This is a genomic window from Streptomyces enissocaesilis (assembly GCF_039533765.1).
GTDB classification, from domain to species: Bacteria; Actinomycetota; Actinomycetes; order Streptomycetales; family Streptomycetaceae; genus Streptomyces; species Streptomyces enissocaesilis.
Genome location: NZ_BAAAUD010000005.1, coordinates 132395 through 148459 on the forward strand (window position 1 = coordinate 132395; position 16065 = coordinate 148459).

A 16065-nucleotide genomic window follows, 5' to 3' on the forward strand; every position below is an offset into this window, starting at 1 on the left:
GGCCACCCAGGCGTCTCAACCGTTCTGGTCGCCCCAGGGCACAGCTACGGCTTCGGACCAGATCACTTGAGGAGGGCCGGGGCTCGCACGGAGACGCCCGTACGGACGGCCTCCCGCGCCGGATCGAGCGGGCGGGCCCGGAGCTGGCGGGGCTGATGGAGTCGGGCGCCGGGTCCCGCCGGCCCGTGCGGTCCGCCGATCCGGGGCGCGTCGTGTACGAGGACGCGCACCAGATCGTCGTCGTCCCGCACGGCTGAGGGGAGCGCACCGGCAGCCCGGCCGGTGGTGCACGCTCCCGCTCAGATGCCGAACTCCGTGGGCGGCACACCGAGAGCGGCGCAGGCTTCGCGAATGGCGTACTGCTCGGACGGCTCGAAGTGCCCGTCGGCACCCGCGACGACCATGCCGGTCTGGATGACCGCGCGGGCCTCCGCGGGCTTCTTGGCCGCCTTGGCGATCACCTGGAGCACCTCGGCCTTGCCCAGTTCGAAGTTGGACAGGAGCCGGTCCACATGCTGGTTGAAGCGCTGGCGGAGCTGGTCCGCCGGGAAGTTCTGCAGGACCTCGTTGGAGACGATCAGCTCCTCGACGCGCTGCCGCTCCGCAGGCTCCACCCGCCCGTCGGCCGCCGCCACCAGTGCGCACATCGCCATGCTGGCGTCCCGGTAGGCACCGCTCTTGAGCTCGGTCTTGACCGAGGCGAGCTGGGTCTTGAACAGACCGATCAGCTGGGCCTTGGAACCGCCCGAGCCAGAGCCCGAGGCCGAGCCCGGCCGGTGGGCCCCGCTCTGGCCGTAGGCCCCGCTCTGCCCGTGGACGCCGCCCTGCCCGGGCCCCCCGCCGGTGCCCCGATTGCTCTGGGACTGCTGGAAGCTCTTGGCCTGGTCCTTGATCCGGTCCCAATTCACCACTGGTGCCACCTCGGGTTGTACGGCTGTCGATTGCCTTCGCGGTCTGTCAGGTGAACGTCTCGGGGAGTGACCGGGTTCCCGAAAGGCAAAGCCGGAGTAAAGCAGGCCGTCACTTGCGGTTGTAGAGCCGCATCGTGACCGTGCCGAAGACGACCAGCAGCACCGCCGACCAGCCGAGCGTCCAGCCGATGTCGGCGGCCGGCCAGTTCCCGGCCATCAGTTTCCGCACCGCCGTGGCCACGTGCGTCACCGGGCTGTTGTTGACGAACGCCTGGAGCCAGCCCGGCATCGTCTTCGGGTCGACGAAGACGTTGCTCAGGAACGTCAGCGGGAAGATCACCATCATGCTGACGCCCATCACCGACTTCTCGGTGCGCAGGAACAGGCCGAACATCGTCCAGATCCACGAGAACGCGAACGCGAAGACCATCAGCAGCGCCACACCGGCCACGACGCCGAGCACCCCGCCGTGCGGGCGGTAGCCGATGATCAGGCCGACCGTCAGCATCACGACGGACGCGATCAGGTAGCGGATCACGTCGCCGAGCAGGTAGCCGACCATCGGCGCCGGGCGCCAGATCGGCAGCGTACGGAAGCGGTCGAAGACGCCCTTGGTGATGTCGGTGTTGACGGAGACGCCCGTGTACATGGTGATCATGACGATGCTCATGGTCAGGATGCCGGGCAGCAGGAACTGGATGTACTCCGCGACCGATCCGGCCAGCGCCCCTCCGAAGAGGTACGTGTACATCAGCACCATCATGATCGGGAACGCCGTCACGTCGAAGAGCTGCTCCGGCACGTGCTTGATCTTGAGCATGGCGCGCCAGCCGAAGGTGAGGGACGCGGAGAGCGCGCCGGGGCGCGGTGGCCGGTCCTTGCCGACGAGAAGCGCGGCCAGTTCCTCGGCCTTCGGTGCTTCGAGGGCGAGTGCGTCGAGGCCCTTGTTCTTGTCCTTGGTCGCGACGGTGCTCATGCCGTGGCTCCTGTCGTCGTCTCGTCCGCCGCGCCGCCCGCCGTGCCGCTCTGCCTGCCGCTGCCGCCGTCGGTCAGGGCCAGGAAGACCTCGTCGAGGCTGGGCTGGCCCAGCGCGAAGTTGTCCACGGTGATGCCCGCCGCCGCGAGCTCCGACAGCGCCCGCGCGGCCTGCTCCGCCGCGCCGAGGTCGCTCGCCCGCCCGTTGACCGTCGCCGTCAGGGCGACCGGGTCCGCGTCCAGCTGCACGGCGGTGTTCAGCGCCCGCGTCAGCACCCGCTCGGCCTCGGGGCGCTGCGCCGGGTCGCGCAGCCGCAGGTGCACGGAGCCGGAGCCGACCGACGCCTTGAGCTCGCCCTTCGTGCCCTCGGCGATGACCTTGCCCCGGTCGATCACGGCGATGCGGGACGCCAGGTGGTCGGCCTCGTCCAGGTACTGCGTGGTCAGCAGCACCGTGGTGCCCTGTGCCACGACCGCCCGCACGATGTCCCACACCTGGTTGCGGCTGCGCGGGTCGAGGCCGGTCGTCGGCTCGTCGAGGAAGAGCAGGTCGGGTGTGTTGAGGATGCTCGCGGCGATGTCGATGCGGCGCCGCATGCCGCCGGAGTAGTTCTTGACCTGCCGGCCGGCCGCCTCCGCGAGCCCGAACGCCTCCAGGAGCTGGGCCGACCTGGCGCGTGCGGCGGGCTTGGGGTGGCCGAGGAGGCGGCCGAGGAGCACCAGGTTCTCCGTACCGGTCAGGTCCTCGTCGACCGACGCGTACTGACCGGTGAGGCTCACCCTCCCGCGCACCGCGTCGGCTTCCCGCACCACGTCCTTGCCGAAGACGTGCGCCTCGCCGCCGTCCGGGCGCAGCAGGGTCGCGAGCATCTTCACGGCGGTGGTCTTGCCGGCGCCGTTGGGCCCGAGGACGCCGTACACGGTGCCGGCCGGCACGGCGAGGTCGATGCCGTCGACGGCCCGGTTCTCACCGAACACTTTGACCAGGCCCGCCGTCTCGACGGCGAGCTCCGGGCCGGGGTGTCCACTCATGTCTTTCGCCCCTCCGGGGGGTCGGTCGGAACCTCTTTCCCAGTGTTGACCGCCCCCGTCCTCAGAAGTAATCGTTCTTTGGTCCTACGGCTCGGACCGGCTCGGACCGGCCCAGTCCGGCGAGCACCCCCAGGGCGTACGACAGCGCCTCGGGGGGCGGGGACGCCAGGCCGATCCGGACCGCGTCCGGGGCCGTGTGCGGGGGTACGGCGAAGGCCCGGCCCGGGGAGAGCGCGATGCCCCGGGCGGCGGCCGCCGCGACGAAGGTGTCCGTACGCCAGGGCGCGGGCAGCTCCCACCAGCAGTAGTACGCGCGCGGGTCGGTGCGGACGCGGAAGCCGCCCAGGTGGCGCCGGACGAGGCGGTGGCGGGCGGCGGCGTCCGCGCACTTGGCGGCGGTGACGGCGGCCACCGTGCCGTCGGTGATCCAGCGGACGGCGGCCTCCAGGTTGAAGCGGGCGGCGGTCCAGGCGCCGGAGCGCAGGGCGTCGGCGAGCAGGCCGGTGCGGGCGGTGGGGGCGACCAGGAAACCGGTGGTCAGGCCGGGGGCGAGGCGCTTGGAGAGGCTGTCGACGAGGACCGTGCGGCCGGGGGCGTGGGCGGCCAGGGGAGCGGGGGCCGTGGGGGCGAGGAAGGCCCAGGTGGTGTCCTCGACCGCGCCGATGCCCAGCCGGGCGCACACCGCCGCCAGGTGGGTCCTGCGCTCCTCGCTCATCGTCACCGCCGTCGGATTGTGCAGGGTCGGCTGTACGTACACCGCGCCGAGCGGCGCGTTCCGGTGCGCGGCGGAGAGCGCGTCGGGGCACAGGCCGTCGCCGTCCGCCGCGATCGGCACCAGGCTCACTCCGAGGCGTTCCGCGACGGCCTTCACCAGCGGATACGTGAGCGCCTCGACGCCGAGCCGGCCCCCGGGGCGTACGAACGAGGCGATGGCCGCGGCGATGGCCTGGCGGCCGTTGCCCGCGAAGAGCAGCTGCCCGGCGTCCGGCCGCCAGCCGCCCCTGGCCAGCAGCGACACCGCCGCCTCGCGCGCGGCGGGGGTGCCGTCGGCGGCTGCCGGCCGGGTGGCCGCTTCCAAGACGTCGGGGCGCAGGAGGCCGGTGAGCGACCGCGCCATGAGCTCCGACTGGCCTTCCGCCACGGGGTAGTTGAGCTCCAGGTTGATCGCGGGGCCGCCCGCCGCCTCCTCCGCGAGGGCGTGTCCGGGCGAGGGCGGCGCGGCCCGGACGAACGTGCCGCGCCCGACCTCGCCCACCGCCAGGCCCCGCCGCGCCAGTTCGCCGTACACCCGGATCGCGGTGGAGTTCGCGATCCGGCGGCTGCGGGCGAAGGCGCGCTGCGTGGGCAGCCGGTCGCCGGGGCGCAGCCGGCCCGCCGCGATCTCGGCGGCCACCTGATCGGCCACCCGCCGGAAATCCTCCGCCATCAGGGCCTCCGCTCTCCTGCTCCTGCTCCTGCTCCTGCTCCTGCTCCTGCTCCTGCTCCTGCTCCTGCCTCAGCATTGCACCGAGAGCAAAGATCCCATTGCACCGAGCAGTTGACCGCGCCTAGCCTCCTGCACATGACCACCGCGCAGTTCTCAGCAGACGTCAACGGCATCACCGTCGGCTACACCGACCGGGGCAGCGGCACCCCCCTCGTCCTGGTCCACGGCCACCCCTTCGACCGCACGATGTGGGCCCCGCAGGTCGACGCCTTCTCCGCCACCCACCGCGTGATCGCCCCCGACCTGCGCGGTTACGGCGGAAGCCAGGTCGTCCCCGGCATCACCCCGCTCTCCGTCTTCGCCACGGACGTCGCGGCCCTGCTCGACCACCTCGGCATCGAGCGCGCCGTGCTCGGCGGGCTCTCCATGGGCGGCCAGATCGTCATGGAGTGCTACCGCCTCTTCCCCGGGCGCGTCACCGGCCTGGTCCTCGCCGACACCTCCCCCGCCGCCGAGACCGAGGACGGCAAGCGGTGGCGCAACTCCCTCGCCGACCGGCTGCTCGGCGAGGGCATGCAGGGGTACGCCGACGAGGTGCTGGACAAGATGGTCGCCCCGTACAACACCGAGGCGGCGGCCCATGTCCACCGCATGATGGCCGCCGCCTCCCCGGAGGGCGCGGCCGGGCGGAGCGGCCCGACTACCGCGACCTGCTGACGCGGGTGAGCGTTCCCACGCTGATCGTGGTGGGCCGCGACGACACGTACACGCCCGTCGCCGACGCCGAGGCGATGCACGCGGCGGTCCCCGGTTCGACGCTCGCGGTCGTCGAGTCGGCGGCGCACCTTCCCAACCTGGAGCGCCCCGGCGTCTTCAACGGCGCCCTGCGCGCCCACCTGGACCGCTGCGCCCGCCTCGCCCGGTGACGCCGCCTCGCCCGGTGGCCCGGTACCCGCGCGCTGGAGCTGCACAGCGGCTGGAGGTGTGCTGGGGTGGGGGTGGGGTACCGGAGTGGTCCGAGCGATCCGACCGGTCCCGATCGATCCGACGGAGGCGAGCCGCCATGGAAGACGCCAACCAGAAGATTCTCGACACCATCAACAGTCTGGTCGGCGAGGAACGCGAGCTGCGCGAGCGCTCCACCCGGAACCTGGGTCTCGACGACACCGAGCGCACCCGGCTGAAGGCTGTGGAGGTCCAGCTCGACCAGTGCTGGGACCTGCTGCGCCAGCGCCGCGCGAAGTCGGAGTTCGGGGAGGATCCGGGCGAGGCGAAGGTGCGGCCGGCGGTCGAGGTCGAGAATTACAAGAACTGAATCGGTGGATGTCCACAGGAAGTGGACGCGTGAACGCGGAGGCGTTCCGCTCCGAAAGTTGTCCACAGGCTGTGGACGGTGATACCACTCCTCGTCGCTGACGTGCACAGGGAGTTCGAGTTCGATCTGTTGAGGGCATGGCTGAGCAGAGAGCAGGGGGCCGGCTGACGCCGCCCGAGTGGCTGACGCAAGGGCTGCGACCACAGCGGGCACCGGTCCCGTGGGCCGCCGCCGTCCGGGCCGGGATCGCGATGGCCGCGCCGCTCGCCGTCGGGTTCGCCGTCGACCGGCCGACGTACGGGGCGCTCGTGTCGATGGGCGCGCTGTCCGGCGTCATCGGCGACACCGCCGACGCGTACCGGATGCGCCTGCTCAACATCGCCGTCCCGCAGCTCTTCGGCGCGGTCGGCGTCACCCTCGGCACGCTCGCGTACGGGCACGGGTGGCTCGCCGTCGGAGCCCTGACACTGGTCGCGCTCGTGTCGGGGATGATCTCGACGATCGGCGCGGTCGCCTCCGTGTCCGGCCTGCTGCTCCTGCTCCAGGCCGTCGTCGGAGCCGGGCTGCCCATGCCGGACCCCTGGTGGACGGCGCCGCTGCTGCTCACCCTGGGCGGCCTCTTCGTCCTCGTACTGACCCTGGTCGCCTGGCCGCTGCGGGGCGGGGTGCCGGAGCGGGACGCGGTCGCGGACACGTACCGGGCGGCCGCCGACCTGCTGGAGGCGGCGGGGCGGGACCCGGACGCGTACGACGCCAGACGGCAGGCCGTCACGCACTCCCTGAACACGGCGTACGACCTGGTCCTGGCCCGGCGGGCCCGCGACCACGGCCGCAGGAGTCCGCTCGTACGGCTGCTCGCGCAGCTCAACGTCGTCGTACCGCTCGTCGAGTCGGCGCCCGCCGCGCATCTGCGGCGTCGACCGCTGCCGCCCGAGATCCCGGCCGCCGTGCGGGGGCTGGCGGACGCGGTCGCGGACGGGCGCGCGGGTGCGGGTGCGGGAACGGCCGTGGGCGCGGGTGCGGGAACGGGTGGGGGTGCGGGCGGAGTGGATCTGGGTCTGCCCGCTCCCACCTCGCAGTCCGGGCGCGCCGTCGACCACGCGTTGCGGCACGCGGCGGCCGTCGTCCTCAGCACCGACCCCGACGCGGCGGACCCGTACGCCAACGTCGACGACCGGCTCGGCCGCCCCGCCGCCCTCGGCGTACGGGTCCGCCGCGCCACCCGCAACGTGCTGCTCTCCCGCGCCTCCTGGCAGTACGGCCTGCGGCTCGCCCTGTGCATCGGCCTGGCGCAGGCGCTCGTCTCGCTCGTCTCCGTGCCGCGCTCCTACTGGGTCGCGCTGACCGTGGTGTTCGTACTGAAGCCGGACTTCGGGTCGGTCTTCTCGCGGGCCGTGCAGCGGGCGTTCGGGACGGCGCTCGGCCTGGTGGTCGCCGCCGCGATCCTGGCGGAGCTGGAGCGGGGGTGGTGGGACGTACCGGTGATGGTGGTGCTCGCCGCGCTCATCCCGGTCTTCACGGCGAAGGGGTACGCGTTCCAGACGGCCGCGATCACGCCGGTCATCCTGCTGCTGTCGGACGTGCTGAACCACCAGGGGTTCGGGCTGGTCCTGCCACGCCTGTACGACAGCCTCCTCGGCTGCGCGATCTCGCTGCTGGCCGGGTACCTGCTGTGGCCGGAGAGCTGGAGCACGCGGGTGGGCGCGCGGCTCGCGGACACGGTCGCGGACACGGCGGGCTATGTGGAGTGCGCGTTCGGCCCGCCGAGCCCGCAGGGCGAACGGCTGCGGCAGCGGCTGCGGCGGCGCCTCTACCGGGACCTGTCGGTCGTACGCTCCGAATTCCAGCGCGCCCTGACCGAGCCGCCGCCGACCGGGGCGCGGGCGGCGGCGTGGTGGCCGCTGGTGGTCGCGACCGAGCGGATCGTGGACGCGACGACGGCGGCCCGGGTCCGCGTCAACCACGGGGCGCAGCCGCCGGACGAGGCGGAAGTGGCGGGGGTGGCAAGGGAGTTGCGCGAGCTGGCGGAGGGGCTGCGGGCCAGCGACACGCTGGTGGAGGTACGGACGGACCTCCCCGGCGACGACGAGAGCGTCCTCGCGCCGCTGCGGCAGGAGGTGGCGGCGGCGCGATCGGTGGCTTCGCCGGTGACCCCACCGGGGTGACGCCGGCGGGGTGGGGCTTGTGGCGGTGGCGAGTGCGGGTGGGGGTGCGGGGGCTTCGGGGTCGGTGCCGCGCCGGGGCGTCCCCTCCCGGCACCGCGGGCCGGCGGGGGCGGTACGGCGCTCCGGAGTCCGGTGTGCCGCGCGGTAGCGGGGCGTTGGGGGTCGGCGCCGCGCAGAGATTCAGCCCGCCGGGGTCACCCGGAGGCAGCCCGGGGGGAGGTGGTGGAGCGGGGCCTGGGGCGGAAACCCGGTTGTGCCCCTCCCCGCGCCGCGCAGAGATTCAGCCCGCCGGGGTCACCCGAAGGCAGGCCGGGGGGAGGTCGTGGACCGGGGCCTGGGGCGGAGCCCCGGCACGTCCCCTCCCCGCGCCGCGCAGAAATTCAGCCCCTCGGGGGTCACCCGGAGGCAGCCCCGGGGGAGGTTGTGGGCGCGCCCGCAGGGCGAATGGGGGCCCGGGGGCTTGCTCCCGGTTCGGGAAGGGGCGGGGTGGGGAAAAGGCCCGCGCAGCGGCAGGCGCCGCGCCCCCGTCGCGCTAGAACAGGGGCAGCTGGCCGGGGAACGGCGGCAGCTCGTAGCCGTCCAGGGTGCGCTGCGACGCCGCCGCGGGAGCCGCGCGCTTCGAACCGGCGCACAGGGTCAGCTCGGCGGTGGCGGCCCGGGTGCGCGGGTCGTGGCGTACGAAGCGGCCCGCGACGACGGCGACCTCACGGCCGCAGAACGGGCACGGACGGCGCGGGGAAGTCGAAGACATGGCCCTCACTCTGCCAGCCGTCAGCCGGCCGTCGGCCTGGGCCCCTGGAGCCGCTCCATCTCGCGCCGGTCGCGCTTCGTCGGCCGGCCCGCGCCCCGGTCGCGCACCGCCACCGGCGCGACGAACTCGCGGGGCGGGGGCGGCGGGCTGTTGTCGACGTAGCACTCGGCCGCCGCGGGGGCGCCCACGCGCTTGCGGATGATCCGCGAGACGACCACGATCCGCTCCCGGCCGGCGTGGAACAGCCGTACCTCGTCGCCCGCCTTCAGCGCGTGCGCCGGCTTGACCCGCTCGCCGCCGACGCGGACATGGCCCGCCTTGCAGGCCGCCGCCGCCTGGGAGCGGGTCTTGGTGAGCCGTACGGACCAGATCCAGACGTCGATCCGTACCGTCCCGGCGCTGGTCGTCCCCTCGTCTGAAGCCATGGGTCCGAGGGTACGACCGCCCGACTGCTCCCGGCGCGCGAAGCGCACTACTATGCGCACGATCTCCCGTCCGGAGGGGACGCCTCCGGACTGGGGCAACATCTCTGACTTGTCGCCAAATGTCGTGTCACACAACGGGAACAGAGCATTCCAATTGTGTCCGGCACACCTCCGGAAGCAGTTGGGAACAGCATGAGCCACACCTCCGGCAGAGGGCTCCAGCCCAACGCCCTCGGCACCTTCGAAACGATCGTGATGGCCGTCGCGGGCAGCGCCCCCGCCTACTCCCTCGCCGCCACCACCGCCGTCCTCGTCGGCGCCGTCGGCCTCGCCAGCCCGGCCGCGCTGCTCTACTGCGCGATCCCCATGCTCGGCATCGTCCTGGCCTTCGGCCGCCTCGGCCGCATCGACGTGAACGCGGGTGCCACCTACTCCTGGGTGGGCCGCACCCTGCACCCCTTCCTCGGTTTCATCAGCGGCTGGGCGCTCGTCGTCGCCGCCACGATCTTCATGGTCGCCGGATCGCTTCCCGCGGGTCAGATGACCCTTTCCCTCGTCGACCCGGACCTCGCGTCGAACACCGCGCTCGCCACCGCCGCCGGCGCCGGCTGGTTCCTGCTGATGCTCGCCGTCGTACTCGGCGGTGCCCGCCTCTCCGCCCGCGCCCAGCTGCTGGTCTCCGGCGTCGAGCTCGCGATCCTCGCCCTCTTCGCGCTCGGCGCGCTCCTCCACGACGGCGCGGCGGCCGCCTTCGACTGGTCCTGGCTCGGCTTCGGCCACTTCGACGGCTTCACCGGCTTCGCCGCGGGCACCCTGATCGCCGCCTTCTACTACTGGGGCTGGGACGTCACCAGCAACCTCAGCGAGGAGACCCGCGACAGCCGCCGCACCGCCGGGCTCGCCTCGCTGGTCGGAGTGGGCGTCGTCTTCCTGCTGTTCGTCGTCTTCACGATCGCCGTCAACGTCATCCTGACGAGCGAGCAGATCTCCGCGCACGACACCAACGTCCTCGCGGTCCTCGGCGAGGTGATCTGGCCCGGCGTCGGCGGCAAGCTGATGGTCCTGGCCGTCGTGCTCTCCACCATCGCCACCCTGGAGACCACCCTGATCCAGGTCACGCGCTCGCTCTTCGCGATGGGCCGCGACCGTACGATGCCGTCCGCGCTCGGTCTCGTGCACCGCCGCTGGAACACCCCGTGGGTCGCGGTCGCCGTCGTCGGCACGGTCGCGCTCGTCCTCTTCGTCGCCTCGAACGCGCTCGGCTCGACCGAGCAGATCATGTCGGACGCGCTCGCCGCGATCGGCCTCCAGACGACGCTGTACTACGGGCTCGCGGGGCTCGCGGCCGTCGTCGCCTACCGCAAGACGCTGCTGGCCTCCCCGAAGGACTTCGTCCTCGGCGGGGCCTGGCCGCTGCTCGGCTCGCTGTTCATGTTCTGCGTCTTCGCCGCCTCGCTCACCGAGCTCAGCGCGGCGGCGATCGCGATCGGCCTCGGCGGGCTGGCCGTCGGCGTCGCCCCGATGCTCTGGTACTGGCGGCGGGGCAGCGCGTACTACGCCCCCGCGCGGCTCGACGCCACCCGCGCCATCCCGATCGAGGCGGTGCACGTCGGTTCCGGATCGGAGCGCGGGGGCCGCCGGGACTACGCCGACGCCGGATTCCCCACCGACTTCTGACCCGGCTCCGTGACCACGGACTCCCGACCGCCGACTCTCTGATCAGGAGGTGCCCCGATGGCCGTACTCCGCCGTCGTTCCGGTTCCGGTTCCGGTCGCGCACCCGACTTCGACCCGGACTTCGGCGACCGGCCGCTGACCGCGGCCCGGCAGGACATCGTGATCGGCCGCTGGCAGGGCGTACGCGACCTGCTGCGCGCCACGGGTGAGGACTGGGCCCTGCGCACCCACCGGCTGCGGCTGCTCGCGAACGCGGCCGCGAGCAGCTCCGTGGTGGAGGCGTGGCGGGCGGCCGAGCCGGACAGCCCGGACGCCGCGGTGCTGCGGGCCGCGACCGAGGTCGTACGGGTCTTCAACCAGGCCATCGAGGCCGGGCGCGGCACCGAGATCGACCGCGCCCGCATCGACGTCGCCGTCATGACCTGCCTGAGCGCGGCCGACGCGCGCCCCGCCGACCCGATGCCCTGGGTGTCGCTGCTGACCGTGGCACGGCTGTACGGCGACGGGGTCGGCCGGGCGGAGCTGCGCGAGTGGTGGGAGGAGCTGCGGCGCCGCGACCCGTACAACATCGAGGGCCATGTGCAGCTGCTGCGCTACCACTCGGCGCGCTGGCACGGCACGCACGGCCGGATGTACGACTTCGCCCGCGACGCGGCGGGCGCGGCGCCCGCGGGATCGCCGCTGCCGGTGCTGGTGCAGATCGCCCGGGTGGAGGAGTACCGGTACGTCGCGGCGGCGGCCAGGGGCCGTCCGGTGCGCGGTTTCGACCAGCACTGGCACCACGAGCTGGCCGTGACGGAGGTACGCCGGACCCAGGAGCGGTGGCTGGGCGGGCGGCCGCCGGGACCCGTGGCCCCGCAGGAGGTCGGTGAGCTCAACTACCTCGCCCACGCGGCCTGCTGGGCGGGCCTGCCGGACGAGGCGCGGGAGTCCTTCGCGCTGCTGGACGGGCGCGCGGCGCGGGTGCCGTGGGCGTACACGGGGGACGCCGCGGAGCAGTACACACGGTGGCGCGACCAGGTGGGCACGGAGCGCGGAAGGGGCTGAAGTCCGCCGGTGACGGCAGGCTCCAGCCCCTTCGGCGGGTGGCCGCTACACGCCGATGTCGCGGCCGTCCTCGCGGTACACCGCCACCACCGACGGGCGGACGAGCCTGCCCGGTCCGTCCGGCCACGCCGACGCCGGCTTCTCGACGCTCGCGCCGTCGACCTCGCCCGGGTGCTGGACCGCGACGAGCACCCGGCGGTCCTGGATGACCGGACCGCAGGTCTCGGCGCCCTTCGGGACGGTCAGGAACTGCTTCAGCTCACCGCGCCGCTCGCCGCGCGTCGCCACGCCGAACAGCCCGTCGTGGGAGCCGAGCTGGTTGCCGTCGGTGGAGAGCCACAGGTTGCCGTGCGGGTCGAAGGCCACGTTGTCCGGGCAGGAGATCGGGCTGACCCGGTCCTTCGGGAAGCCCGCGAAGTACGTCGCCGGGTCGTCCGGGTCGCCCGCGACCAGGAAGAGCCGCCAGGCGAAGCCGTCGGACGCCGGGTCGTCCCAGTGCTCGGCGAGCTCCAGGACCTGGCCGTGCTTGTTGAGGTTGCGCGGGTTGGCCTCGTCGGCGCCCGCCCTGCCGGGCTTGCCGCGGTCGGTGTTGTTCGTGAGCGCGACGTAGACGCGGCCGGTGCGGGGGCTCGGCTCGACGTCCTCCGGGCGGTCCATCTTCGTGGCCCCCACCTTGTCGCCCGCGAGGCGGGTGAAGACGTACACCTCCTCGGCGGTCATGCCGGGGACGTGCGAGGTGGTGCCGGTGGCGAGCGGGATCCAGACGCCGCTGCCGTCGAACTCGCCGTCGTCGGGGAGCCTGCCCGTGCCGTCGGCCTCGCCGGGGGAGTCTCCGGTGAGCTTGGCGACGTACAGCGTGCCCTCGTCGAGGAGGGTGAGGTTGTGCTCGCGGGCGGCCCGCGAGTTCCCCTTCTTCATCCGCTTCGAGGAGACGAACTTGTAGAAGTAGTCGAAGCGCTCGTCGTCGCCCATGTAGACGACGGGGCGGCCGTCGGCGGTCAGGCGGGGCTGCGCGGCCTCGTGCTTGAAGCGGCCGAGCGCGGTGCGCTTGCGGGGCGTCGAGTCGGGGTCGTACGGGTCGAGCTCGACGACCCAGCCCTGGCGGTGCGGCTCGTTCGGCTCCTGCTTGACGTCGAAGCGCTTGTCGAACAGCTCCCACTTGCGCTCGGTGGCGCCGGTGGAGATGCCGTAGCGCTTGTCGGTGGCGCTGGAGCCGTTGGCGAAGTACTGGTTGAAGTTCTCCTCGCCGTGCAGGGTCGTGCCCCACGGGGTGGTGCCGCCGGCGCAGTTGTTGAGCGTACCGAGGACCTTCTTGCCGGTCGGGTCGGCGGAGGTCTTCAGGAGGGCGCCGCCGGCGGCGGGGCCGGTCAGCTCGAAGACGGAGGTCGTGTGGAGGCGGCGGTTGAGGTGGTGGCGGGTGACCGGTGTGAGCTTGCCGGACTTGCGCTCCTCCTGGACGACGACGACGGACAGGCCGTGGGCGGCCCAGGCGGTCTCGACCTGCTCGCGGGTGGGCCTGGCCGGGTCGTACCCCTTGAACATCAGGATTTCGTCCGTGTACTCGTGGTTGGCGACGAGTACCTGGCGGCCGTGCTCACCGGGGAGGGGGAGCAGGGAGAGGAAGTCGTTGTTGTAGCCGAACTGGCCGGCCTGCGCCTTGGCGGACTGCCGGTCCGGGTCGAAGGCGGGGGCGCCGCGGAGGATGGGCTCGCCCCAGCGGATGACGACGTTCTGGGCGTAGCCGTCGGGGACCGTGACGGCGTCGGCGGTGTTGGGCGCGACGGGCGCGAAGCGCAGCCCGCGCGCGCCGTCGCCCTCGCCCTTGCCGGCCGGGGGCTTTTGGCGGCCTTCCGCCGCCACGGCCTGCGGGGCGGCGGAGCCGGCGAGGGCCGAGGCTCCGGCGGCGGTGGCCACGGTCACCACGGCGGCCGCGCGCATCATCGACCGTCTCGACAGAGCGCCGGCTATGACGTCACCGGCGTACTCGTTGTCGCTGGTGTTCGGGACGTCCTGGAAGCAGGCGTCTCCGCAGCGGTAGCGACAGGTCAGCGCGGAGCGCCCACCCGGGTGCGGCGAGTTGAGCAGCGGCAGCAGATTGCGCACGGACCCCTCCAAATGGGCTGTACGGGCAGTGTTTCGGCGCGCCCCGCGCCGACATCGTGTTCGTGTCGGAATGTCTCCGGCCGTGACGTTAGGGGCGTGCGTGCGCGTTCCGGCGGCCGCGGGGTGAACGCGGGGTGAATGCGTGACGGCCGTGCGGGAGTTGCCGTGGCGCCGAAGGGCGCGTACGGGGTACGGGGCGCGGGGGCCGGCGCCGGGGCGGCCCGAGGGGCGCGGTGGGCGCCGGTGTCCACCGGCGCGAGCCCTGCGCGAGCCGCGCGCGCCCGGAACGCGCCCGGAACCGGAACGGCACGGCTGACCCTCCCGAAGATCAACGGGCGGGGCCGCTAACCTTACGTGTCCGCCCTGGCCAGGGTTGATCCCACGGGTGCGGACGTGCATCGCACCCAACTCATGCGAAAGGCCTCGCCCATGGGCATTCGGAGCTTGCTGCGCAAGGTGTTCGGACGCGATCGAGCGGAGAGCAACGAGCAGCCGCCGGCACGGGAGACCTCGACGGCAGCTTCCGTTCCGTCCCAGGCCGAACGTAAGCCGGACCCGGTCTCCGCGCCGGAACCGGAATCGGCGTCCGCCGAGGTCAGGGAGACGGTGGCCTCCGTACCCACCCCGTCGCGGACCTCGGCCCAGGAGGACGAAACGGCGGAGAAGCCGGCCGGGAAGCCGACGGCTCCGGGCATCGCATCGGACCTGGTGGCGGCGGCCTTCGACAATCCCTCCGCGCCCGTGTCCCGCACGACGACTCCCCCGCCGGGGCCGAACGTCCCCGCCCAGTCCACCCCGGCAGACCCGCCCCCCGTGTCCCCCTCGGCCCCGGTCACGGTCCCCTCGCAGCCCACCGACCCCGAGGCGAAGGCGGCCACCGCCGAGCCGGTCGCGGCAGAAACCCCCGCCGAGCCCACCGCTGCCGACAAGGCCGACAAGGCCGACAAGGCCGACGACGTCGCAACGGCCCCGGAGCCCGCCGAGCCCGCCGAGGAGGCCGCACCCGAGCCCGCCGCGACCACCACCCCGGAGCCCGCGCCCGAGCCCGTCACGACGGAGGCCACCCCGGCCACCGAACCCGAGCCGACCGGCGAAGCCCCGGCCGACACCCAGCCGGCAGCCACATCCGAACCGGCCACCGCCGACACCCAGCCGGTCACCGAGCCCGCCGCGACCACCACCCCGGAGCCCGCGCCCGAGCCCGTCACGACGGAGGCCACCCCGGCCACCGAACCCGAACCGGCCACCGCCCCGGAACCGGCCACCGCCGACACCCAGCCGGTCACCGAGCCCGCCGCGACCACCACCCCGGAGCCCGCGCCCGAGCCCGTCACGACGGAGGCCACCCCGGCCACCGAACCCGAGCCCGAACCGGCGCTCACCCCCGCCACCGTCGCCGCCCCGGAACCGGAAGCGGAAGCGGAAGCAGAACCGGAAGCGGAAGCGGTGACCGAACCCGAGCCGCTCGCGGCCGAAGAGGAGTCCCTCGGCCAGAGCGACGGCGTCGTCGGCGAAGGCCGGGAAGGCAAGGGATCCGCCCTTTCCCTCGCGGACCTCACGTCACGCGCCCCCGCACTCGCCGCGCACTACCGGGCCGCCGGGGCCGCGCTCGACGCCGAGCGGCTCGCCGGGGCGCGGGCGGACGTGTACCTGGTCCTCGACCGGTCCGGGTCCATGCGGTCGTTCTACAAGGACGGCAGCGTCCAGCACCTCGCCGACCGGACCCTCGCCCTCGCCGCGCACCTCGACGGGGACGCCGCCGTACACGTCGTGTTCTTCTCGACCGACATCGACGGGACCCTCGACGTGAACCTCGATGGGTACGAGGGCCGGGTGGACGAGGCGCATGCCGCCATCGGACACATGGGTCGTACGAGCTACCACCGCGCCGTCGAAGAGGTCGTCGCGCACCACGAGAAGTCCGGCAGCGGCCGCCCCGCCCTGGTCGTCTTCCAGACGGACGGTCCCCCCGACGCCAAGGGACCCGCCAAGCAGGCCCTGGCCGATGCCGCCGGAAAGTCCCTCTTCTGGCAGTTCGTCGCGTTCGGCGAGCACGACGCCAAGGGCTTCGACTTCCTCCGGAAGCTCGACGCCCCCGACACCGCCTTCTTCCACGCGGGCCCGGCCCCGCGCGAGGTCGCGGACGCCGAGCTGTACGCCCGGCTGGTCCAGGGGCTGAAGGGTCTCAAGGCCTAGGCGGGGGCCTCAGGGCCCGGGCAGCGGGACGGTGACGGCGGT

Annotated in this window: 13 protein-coding genes and 1 pseudogene; 6 read left to right on the forward strand and 8 right to left on the reverse strand. The window is 73.5% G+C overall.

Annotated features, from left to right (window positions below; translation table 11 throughout):
* Positions 1 to 62: 62 nt before the first annotated feature.
* The 5 genes from ABD374_RS01485 to ABD374_RS01505 all read right to left on the reverse strand — a co-directional run bounded on the left by ABD374_RS01485 (position 63) and on the right by ABD374_RS01505 (position 4344).
* Positions 63 to 251, reverse strand: a complete 189-nt coding sequence (locus tag ABD374_RS01485; protein ID WP_344489291.1) for a hypothetical protein — start codon at positions 249 to 251, stop codon at positions 63 to 65.
* Positions 252 to 299: 48 nt separating this feature from the next.
* Complete coding sequence (locus ABD374_RS01490; RefSeq protein WP_344489294.1) at positions 300 to 911, reverse strand: tellurite resistance TerB family protein; 612 nt, start codon at positions 909 to 911, stop codon at positions 300 to 302.
* A 109-nt stretch (positions 912 to 1020) separates the two neighbouring features.
* Complete coding sequence (locus ABD374_RS01495; protein ID WP_344489297.1) at positions 1021 to 1887, reverse strand: ABC transporter permease; 867 nt, start codon at positions 1885 to 1887, stop codon at positions 1021 to 1023.
* Complete coding sequence (locus tag ABD374_RS01500; protein ID WP_344489300.1) at positions 1884 to 2918, reverse strand: ATP-binding cassette domain-containing protein; 1035 nt, start codon at positions 2916 to 2918, stop codon at positions 1884 to 1886. The genes ABD374_RS01495 and ABD374_RS01500 overlap by 4 nt, the downstream gene beginning before the upstream one ends.
* 61 nt (positions 2919 to 2979) lie before the next feature.
* Entirely contained in the window at positions 2980 to 4344 is a 1365-nt protein-coding gene (locus ABD374_RS01505; RefSeq protein WP_344489303.1) for an aminotransferase-like domain-containing protein, read from the reverse strand.
* A gap of 135 nt (positions 4345 to 4479) precedes the next feature.
* Here ABD374_RS01505 and ABD374_RS01510 point away from each other — a divergent pair.
* The 3 genes and pseudogenes from ABD374_RS01510 to ABD374_RS01520 all read left to right on the forward strand — a co-directional run bounded on the left by ABD374_RS01510 (position 4480) and on the right by ABD374_RS01520 (position 7824).
* A pseudogene (locus ABD374_RS01510) lies at positions 4480 to 5270 on the forward strand (alpha/beta fold hydrolase).
* Between the two features lie 137 nt (positions 5271 to 5407).
* The gene (locus ABD374_RS01515; RefSeq protein ID WP_344489306.1) at positions 5408 to 5659 is read left to right on the forward strand and encodes a DUF2630 family protein; all 252 of its coding nucleotides are present in this window, start codon (positions 5408 to 5410) and stop codon (positions 5657 to 5659) included.
* A 137-nt stretch (positions 5660 to 5796) separates the two neighbouring features.
* Entirely contained in the window at positions 5797 to 7824 is a 2028-nt protein-coding gene (locus tag ABD374_RS01520) for an FUSC family protein (RefSeq protein WP_344489309.1), read from the forward strand.
* Positions 7825 to 8356: 532 nt separating this feature from the next.
* Here the strand turns inward: ABD374_RS01520 and ABD374_RS01525 are convergent.
* Positions 8357 to 8575: a hypothetical protein gene (locus ABD374_RS01525; protein ID WP_344489312.1), complete on the reverse strand. Its 219-nt coding sequence runs from the start codon at positions 8573 to 8575 to the stop codon at positions 8357 to 8359.
* A 20-nt stretch (positions 8576 to 8595) separates the two neighbouring features.
* On the reverse strand, positions 8596 to 9000 hold the full coding sequence (locus ABD374_RS01530; protein ID WP_344489315.1) for an RNA-binding S4 domain-containing protein: 405 nt from the start codon (positions 8998 to 9000) through the stop codon (positions 8596 to 8598).
* A gap of 192 nt (positions 9001 to 9192) precedes the next feature.
* On the opposite strand from ABD374_RS01530, the gene ABD374_RS01535 reads away from it, so the two are divergent.
* Positions 9193 to 10677, forward strand: coding sequence for an APC family permease (locus tag ABD374_RS01535; protein ID WP_344489318.1), 1485 nt, complete (start codon positions 9193 to 9195; stop codon positions 10675 to 10677).
* Between the two features lie 57 nt (positions 10678 to 10734).
* Positions 10735 to 11724: a hypothetical protein gene (locus ABD374_RS01540; RefSeq protein ID WP_344489321.1), complete on the forward strand. Its 990-nt coding sequence runs from the start codon at positions 10735 to 10737 to the stop codon at positions 11722 to 11724.
* A gap of 45 nt (positions 11725 to 11769) precedes the next feature.
* On the opposite strand, the gene ABD374_RS01545 is transcribed toward ABD374_RS01540, so the two are convergent.
* Positions 11770 to 13827 carry a PhoX family protein gene (locus tag ABD374_RS01545; RefSeq protein ID WP_344489324.1) on the reverse strand — a complete coding sequence of 686 codons (2058 nt, stop codon included), beginning with the start codon at positions 13825 to 13827 and terminating at the stop codon, positions 11770 to 11772.
* Positions 13828 to 14256: 429 nt separating this feature from the next.
* Here ABD374_RS01545 and ABD374_RS01550 point away from each other — a divergent pair, with 429 nt between their 5' ends.
* Complete coding sequence (locus ABD374_RS01550) at positions 14257 to 16023, forward strand: VWA domain-containing protein (RefSeq protein WP_344489327.1); 1767 nt, start codon at positions 14257 to 14259, stop codon at positions 16021 to 16023.
* The last annotated feature ends 42 nt before the right edge of the window (positions 16024 to 16065 follow it).